The sequence below is a fragment of the Marinobacter sp. EVN1 genome (assembly GCF_000475375.1).
GTDB classification, from domain to species: domain Bacteria; phylum Pseudomonadota; class Gammaproteobacteria; order Pseudomonadales; family Oleiphilaceae; genus Marinobacter; species Marinobacter nauticus.
This window is the reverse complement of the sequence record NZ_AXCB01000046.1, coordinates 1-7,699: the sequence shown is the minus strand read 5'-3', so window position 1 is coordinate 7,699 and position 7,699 is coordinate 1. Positions and strand designations below refer to the sequence as shown.

At 51.6% G+C, this 7,699-nt stretch carries 6 protein-coding genes; 5 read left to right on the top strand and 1 reads right to left on the bottom strand.

The window, feature by feature from the left end; translation table 11 throughout:
- The 3 genes from Q674_RS36940 to Q674_RS36930 all read left to right on the top strand — a co-directional run.
- Window positions 1-1,153, top strand: a 1,153-nt coding sequence (locus Q674_RS36940; protein WP_023009695.1) for a type VI secretion system Vgr family protein, incomplete at its 5' end; no start/stop codon positions are given.
- A complete protein-coding gene (locus Q674_RS36935; protein ID WP_023009694.1) occupies window positions 1,122-1,973 on the top strand; it encodes a DUF4123 domain-containing protein in 852 nt (283 codons plus the stop codon). The genes Q674_RS36940 and Q674_RS36935, both read left to right, overlap by 32 nt.
- The gene (locus Q674_RS36930) at window positions 1,960-4,641 is read left to right on the top strand and encodes a LysM peptidoglycan-binding domain-containing protein (protein ID WP_023009693.1); all 2,682 of its coding nucleotides are present in this window, start codon (window positions 1,960-1,962) and stop codon (window positions 4,639-4,641) included. The genes Q674_RS36935 and Q674_RS36930 overlap by 14 nt, the downstream gene beginning before the upstream one ends.
- A 20-nt stretch (window positions 4,642-4,661) precedes the next feature.
- Here the strand turns inward: Q674_RS36930 and Q674_RS36925 are convergent, their stop codons facing one another.
- The gene (locus tag Q674_RS36925; RefSeq protein WP_081698955.1) at window positions 4,662-5,597 is read right to left on the bottom strand and encodes a formylglycine-generating enzyme family protein; all 936 of its coding nucleotides are present in this window, start codon (window positions 5,595-5,597) and stop codon (window positions 4,662-4,664) included.
- Between the two features lie 412 nt (window positions 5,598-6,009).
- Here Q674_RS36925 and Q674_RS36920 point away from each other — a divergent pair, with 412 nt between their 5' ends.
- Both Q674_RS36920 and Q674_RS36915 read left to right on the top strand, forming a co-directional pair.
- The gene (locus tag Q674_RS36920; RefSeq protein ID WP_023009691.1) at window positions 6,010-6,900 is read left to right on the top strand and encodes a formylglycine-generating enzyme family protein; all 891 of its coding nucleotides are present in this window, start codon (window positions 6,010-6,012) and stop codon (window positions 6,898-6,900) included.
- A gap of 280 nt (window positions 6,901-7,180) precedes the next feature.
- Window positions 7,181-7,690, top strand: a complete 510-nt coding sequence (locus tag Q674_RS36915; RefSeq protein ID WP_023009690.1) for a hypothetical protein — start codon at window positions 7,181-7,183, stop codon at window positions 7,688-7,690.
- Window positions 7,691-7,699 lie beyond the last annotated feature (9 nt).

Sequence of the window (7,699 nt, the reverse complement as noted above, 5' to 3'; positions counted from 1 at the left end):
GCTGCTCACCGCCATCACCCACACCGGCAAACAGCCCCAGGCCCTGGAAGAAGAGGGTGGCAGCGAACCTACCAGCTACCACAACACCTTCAGCGCCATCCCGGCCGACAAAACCTGGCGCCCGCTGTGCAACCACAAACCCGTGATGGACGGCCCCCAGATGGCCCTCGTCACCGGCCCCGAGGGTGAAGAAATCCACTGCGACCAGTATGGCCGGGTAAAAGTAAGATTCCCGTGGGACCGCTATTCCAAGAACGACGAACACAGCAGCGCCTGGCTGCGCGTGGCCCAGGGCTGGGCCGGTGGCCAGTACGGCTTCATGGCCTTGCCCAGAATCGGCAATGAAGTGATCGTGTCTTTCCTCGACGGTGATCCGGACCAGCCCATCATCACCGGAAGAACCTACCACGCCACCAACACACCGCCGTACGCGCTGCCGGAACACAAAACCCGGACCACCCTGAAGACCAAAACCCACAAGGGCGAGGGCAGCAACGAACTGCGCTTTGAAGACGAAGCGGGCGAAGAGCAGATCTACGTGCACGCCCAGAAAGACCTGGACCTGCTGACGGAAAACAACCGCACCGAAGTCATCAGGAACGACAGCCACCTGACGGTGGAAAACAACCGTTTCAGCCACACCAAAGGCAACCGCCACCACACCACAGATGGCGAACATCGTGAGAGCATCGGCGCCGACTACAGCCTCACCGTAAACGGCAGCCACCACAGCAAGCAGGGCAAAAACCAGCTGGTGGAAGCCGGCACCGAAATCCATCACAAGGCCGGTATGAAAATTGTGATTGAGGCGGGTGCCGAGGTGACACTTAAAGCGGGAGGCAGCTTTGTGAAGGTAGACCCGAGTGGGGTGACGGTGTCTGGGCCTTTGGTGCGGATGAATTCCGGAGGTGGGCCCGGGAGTGGTATATCGGCTGCTGTTAAGACTGCCAGTCTGCCCCAGCTTATGACTGCAGTGGGGGAAATAGTCACTTCAGATAGGTTGGCGGACGTTGGACAACGCACGGATGCCGTCCCGGCAACAGCAACGCCAGCAAAAACCGTACTAAAAGAGGCTGCCAGCGCTGGCAGCCTGACCGTTTCCGACTGTGAGTTTGACGAGCATGGACGCTGTAAATTACATCAACACGCTTGATGATCTCGAATTAAGCCGGGCCACTCCAACTGAACCAACTTTCGGCATTGTTGACCTTGCGGCGGATGCCGGTTTTCTCCGTCAGTTATACGGCAGCATGACACAAGCAAATATGGAATGGTTCAGCCTTTTCCTTGGCTCATCTTGGCAGGCTGATTGGGAGCAGGGTCCTATATTGCTGGATCTTACCTCAGCACCGGAATTTGCCGGCGAGCTGGTTATGATGATGCAAACCAAGCCATTGGGAGTGCTAATCCAGTCCAGCGCTGATGGTGCCGAGATGCTGCAGCGCTGTCAGCGCTGGCTTTTCAATAGCGGCGCCTCGATTTTACGCTTCTATGAGCCCCGCATGTTGACCCCGCTTATCGCCGCCATGACCGACATGCAGCGAGCTGACCTGGTCAGACTCGGCGAAACCTGGGCATGGCATAACGGCCACGAATGGGGGCAGTACCAGTCGACTAGCGAAAATCCTGAAGCAGGTGAGAAATCGCCCGTTGTGACAACAGAGCAGCTCAAAGACGTTTCGTGGTACAGGCTCGCCGAACATGCCCGGGAATACGCCGAGTACTATCGTGGCAACCTTGTCGTGCATTCAGACCCCCAAACCTGGGTTATGAGCTGCCTTATGAAGGCTAATGAATCAGGGTTTAAAACAAAAGCAGACCAGGAACGTTGGTTGAGGCTGGCGATACGGTATGGCGATAGCTTTTACCGGCAGGAGGCGTTTAAGACAGTCATGGAACAACAGGCATTGACGCCTGCGCAACAAATGACGGCAATGGAAAGCAATTCGGAGGCTTTGAATGCCCAATTATAAAGTCCAGTCGGGCGACACCCTTACGGATATTGCCGCCAGGCACCAGGTATCTGTTAATGACATAAAAGCCAGCAACGACATCATTAGTGACGTGAACCATATTGAAGCTGGATGGACGTTGGATATTCCCGAAACTGACGGATCGTCCACGTGTAGCATGCCCCCTGCCAAGGCTTCCAATGATGCAAGTACAGGAGAGGAATATTCAGCTTGTGCGGTTGAATGTGCTGCATTGCTCCATCTTACCGATGAGCCGGATACCGTTTACGCTCTCACCCGGTCACAGCTAGACGAAATCGAGTTGGAAATCGAAGAGCTGCAAGCGCCACTGGTAGAATTGCGAAAAAAAGAGGAAGGGCCGGACGCGGATATTCCAGCAGCCAGGGAAGTGGTTTGGGAAAAATTGAAAAGCCTTGGCGCATTGCCCGCGTCACAAAAAACCTCAACGGCCCAAGAACTCTTAAATGAATACGAGGCCAAGTGGGCTCTTGCCAGAAAAAGGCTCGATCACCAGCGAAGAAGACATACCCGCATCCGGTTTGAGATCGACCGGATCAAAGAACTGATATTCAAGCCTTTAGAGGAGAGACAGCCGCTTTTATCAGAAAAGGATCGGCTGTCTCTGGCCGTGTTTGAAACTTTGTACAAGGAGCTTACGCGCACTTTGCCTTCGGTGAAGACCACATTAGAGGCTCACGAAAAAGCAGCCAAAAGTTGTCAGGGCGACGTAGAGTCCATGAGCAAGCAGCTAAAGCTGCTCCGGGCAGCTTTAGAGGCTGAGATTAGTTATCGTCTGGTAAAAACCGACGATAACGCGCCCCACTCCCGACAGGAACAACTCAGAATCGAATCTGAACGCTTGAAAGAGGCCACACTGTGGCCAAGTTACATAGCTGAGTCAGATATTCGCATCCTCACCGAGCGCCAGAAAAAACTGAATCAGCTTGATGAGGAGCGAACTCCAGTATGGGACACGTTTGTTTCGATCGTCCAGAAAACCAGTCCCATCTACTGGATATACGAAGCCGTGACTGAGGATGAAACGGACGAGCAGGCTTCAGCTCAGGAAGAATATACGCGGTTGACCGTGGAGCAGGAAATGATGCTTGATCGCCTCGTTCGGACAAGCGCACCTCAGCCCGTTGACGTCCTTGCTACGCCCCAGTCAGGTCCCGAACGCACCCTGTTTGAAATTAAGCACACCGGTACAGGCGGTTATCGCTATGTCCGTCGCGAAATGGTTGCTCAATTTCGCGAAAACTGGCGTCCACTAAAAATGGCGGATGTCAGAGCGGCGATGAAAACGGGAGAGTTTGATCGCGCTTGGGGGGAAGCTAAACAAGGCCTGAAAACTAATAGATCCCTCAAGTTAAAAATAGCGGGGTGGCAAACTTCTGAAGATAACTTCTTCAACCAACTGGAAGTAGAGCTTGTAAAAGCCAGTGCTGCGACGGAAGACGGCCGATTTGCAGCCGACGCTGAAGCGCAGATGTTTCGCTTCGCCGCCAAGGCTGGGCTGGAGGCAGGTTATGATCCAGATAAAAAAGAAGCTTATATTGGAGGCAAGGTAGAAGGCGCTTATAGCTTGCTGCAGGGGCAGGCCTCACTCAAAGCACAACTGCCGGACGCCCAAGGTCACGAACTGGTGCTTAACTACGAAGATCCGATGGGCGGGCAAAAGACGCTTGATTGTGGATTCTTGAGGGCCGATGCTGAGTATAAAATTCAGGGATTTGCTGGCGCCTGTGCGTCTCTTGCAGCCAACGCCAAAGTATCCACTGACCCCGGCAATGTCGGCATATGGGGCGAAACCAATGGTGAGGCATTCGCCGGGGCAAGTGTAAGTAACGAAGCCAGCTTTTCAGTGCAGTGGAAAGCAGCATACGACAAGGTTATGGGGGAGATGTGCACGGCGGACTGGACGCCGGAACAAGCTGAGGCGGAGTTTAAGTCGCTGTTGGAGGTCAAGGCAGAAGCCGCAGTATCAGCAGGCATTGGCGCGGGCTTTAACTTCAAGGTGTCTCTCTCGGAAGGCAAACTAGTGCTCTACGCGAAAGGGAGCCTGGTCCTGGGGCCTGGCGGAGGTGGCGGTGTGGCTGCTGAGTTAAACCGTAGTCAGATCTGGGAGCTCGTTAAATTTATACGCTGGTCGCTGGAGCAGTCTGACTTCCGGTTTTTGGAGTGGATTGAAGCTGAGGCATTTGAGTATATTACGTTTTTTTTGAAGGCGTTTGCGGTAAGTGAATCCGATTTTGTGGATTTGATGCAGTTGAGTGTCGTTCGAATTAATGAATTTTGGGAAAGCTTAACAACAGCAGATACACGGGTAAAAGATGCCGCTGATGGTGTGCTGAAGAACGAATCTTTGAATGCTTTGACGCCAAGCGCGAAGGCAGAGGTTCTATCTATTCTGATACAGGACAGTACGCCCTTGTTTGGGGGCAGTGATCCCTACCACGAAGTTGGTTCCCTGGCTGCACTTAAGATTCTTAAGACTATTTCCAGTCATCGTGAGTTTATTGAGGTTCTTAAGCGTATTGGTAACGAGGGTAGTAAGGGTGATTTTAACGATTTAAGAACAAATTACGCCCAACTGATGTTTCAGAAGCTATTTAAATCGCAACAGTCCGTCGCGGCCGAGGAGTGGCTTAGAGGTGTATATGGCTGATTATGTTGGCTTTTATTTATTCAGTAGGCGCAGCGGAAGCCTGTTTGTTCGCTACTAAGCCTTGGAACACCCTTACGGCGAGTAACGGTCGTGTTGCCAATGAAATCTCGATAGTCGCCGCCACGTTGAACCCGGTGAGTATCGGTTATTCCCTCGAAAGTCAGCTCCAAGCCCGTTTCAGGGCCTTTGGGGTTCTGCACTGGGGAGTTCTCGTAATAATCCTCCCGATAATAGTCACGCACCCACTCTGCGACGTTCCCGGACATATCATAGAGCCCGATCGGGTTCGGGGGAAAGGTGCCTGGAGGATTGGGCAATGGTTCCTCCCTCGGGACTTCATCGTAACGACTGCTCGTCGGCTTGGGGGCCATTGTAATACCAGCCTCCGCTTTGCCATTTTTCGTGGCGTAGCGAAGATTCTGGCCTCTTGCGCGGGCCGCATATTCCCACTGCGCCTCGGTTGGCAGAGTGACGGGGTGGTCACTCATTTCACCCAGCCACTGGCAGAAGGCCATTGCATCGGTCCATGAGGCCACCGCGGGTAGTTCAGAGTCATAGCGGTCCGGATTATCGTCCCGGTAATTATTGTAAAACTTATCCGAATGCTCATAACCGGTTACCGCCTGAAAAAGCTCGAAATCCCCCTGTGTCACCTCATATTTCTGAATGTGAAAATCATCCAGAACGACCCTGTGAACGGGCAATGTATCTCTCCGGACACTCCATCCTCCCGGATTTCCCATCATGAATTCGCCACCCTCGACAAACACCATCGTCTTCATCTGGCGCTCGACCATATCATTCGCCTGGTATTCGTAATAAGCCCCGCATCCAGCGGTGGCGAGCATAACGGCAGCGGCAAGAGAAAGACGGCGGATTGGTGCTATTTGCATGACGGGCTCGGTATCCTTTCCGAAAAGTTTTAATTGGTAAAGCTTACAGAATTTGTATTTCATGGGCTACTGACGTTGTTGAAGTCGCGTTCATAATGGCGAAAACGGTAGTTGAATACAGAAAACTCTCTCTACTGGGGTTCCGTCGCGTGGTAAATTTGCAGGAGCTATCAACAGATCGTCTCAAGGAAACTCCTCCACGTCGCGTCGTGGAGCAAAACACGGACGTTACTATCAATGCAGTATATTTCAGCCTATCTCTTCTTACCCTCAACGCTCGTTCTTCTCAGCTATGTAGCGACGATAGTGGCCGGCGGCACTGGACATTCTCTTCTGGGAACGTATTCAGTTTCATAGAGAAAAACGCTAGCCACTATAACCTTTACAAGCGAATTCTGGAGGATAGGACAGCTAATCTGGTTGGTCCTGTTCGTTTAAATCCGTTTTCTGCTTGTCGAGCTTCGGGGATCGTCTGATGTTATTAAAGTTACTCTCTAGCGCAATGGACGCTGTTAGCGCGATTTCGTTTCTCGTCTTCCTTGCCGGATGCTCCTCACCAAAGGCGCCCTCAGAAACTGAAATTGAAGCGGTACTCCAGAGTTCCAAAAGCAATCTGGTCTTTGTCGAGGGAGGTGAGTTTTGGCTAGGAGATGTCGGCAACGAATCTGGTGAGCTTTTTAACCCGATCGCTGATGACAACAAACCGCCAAAGCTTTTAGAGATCGAGAGCTTTTCAATTCTCAAAACAGAGGTTACTTGGGGGGAGTTCGTCACGTTTCTAAAGGATGTGGGGCGAGCGGGCGACTATACAGTTGAAAAGGGCTTCAAACGTGCTGTGAGGTTGCCCATAACCTCAAATGATGATCCTGCCTCGCCGAATTACCAAGACAAACCAGCGCGAAGTCCAAATTTCGATGAGGCCGATAACTACTGTTTGTGGCTCGCTGAAAAGATAGGCCTGCCTTACTCGCTACCTTCAGAGACCCAGTGGGAATACGCAGCACGGAACCGAGGCCAACCCATTGCCTTTGCAACTGATACTGGGGAAGTAGAGCTAGACAAGTATCTTCAGCGTCCATCGCAATATATTGATCCGATGCAACCTGTTTCTGGCAACGCGCTGATTCATTCATCAAATGATGTGGAGCGTCGTCCTGTTGGATCTTATCCTCCAAATCCTCTCGGTTTGCATGATATGACTGGGAATGTAGCGGAATGGACGAAAGACTGGTTCTATCCCGGTTATGATCATCTCTCGGCCAAAAATCCTGTAGCAAAGCAGCCGAGCAACGAACATGCGGATCAAAGGGTTGTAAGAGATCTGGCGGGATTGGGTGATCATGTTGGCGGCAATGCGACGGTCTAGGGGAGAAGGGGAAGAAGCCTGAACTCCTACTATCAAGGCTTCCGCTGCGTTGTTAATCACTCCAAACCCATCAATTAATTTGATCCTGACCCAGTATTAGGTCCACCCAGACTTGGAAAATCTGGCTACTGGGTCGAATAAGGTAGCCGTGAGCACGCCGCAGCCACCGCAACATACAGAAAGGTTTATCACGATGATGACCCGATCTATGGACTTCAGGGGAGCTGATATATCGTCCACAACCCGGTTTGGAAATGCCTCCGGTAAAGGTTGATATCTGGTGATTGAAAACGCGAAAAAGTTGTTTGACGCTGTAACTAATAAATTTGGGAGTTCCTCAAATGCTCTTCAACTGAGCGGTGGCTCGGGTACTGGCTATGCTCCATCCCAGCCCGGTCTTGTGGAGTCACAAGATGAGGTGTCTTTGGCTTTGAGAACCGGCAGCACTGATAGCAGGGGTATTCTTACAGGTGTAGGTTTTTTTGTGGGAGCCGTTGGAATACTACTTGTTTTGCTGCCTAACCTATTTGGAACACGTTATAGTTCGAATTTGGACTGGTGGGTTTTCTTTCTCTCAGTTTTAGTCATTATTGCTCCTGCAATATGGGAGATTAGCCGTCCGCCCATGCTACCTGTAGTTCTTAATCGGCGTACGCGGGAGATTTACTACGATCAAAAAGGCGAACTCTACTACTCAGAATGGGATGATATAGAGGCAGTCGCGTATGAATATACGATAGTCAATCAGTACTCAGGGGCCATTATTCATGGAAACTTGGGGAGGCTCTGAATAAGTCTC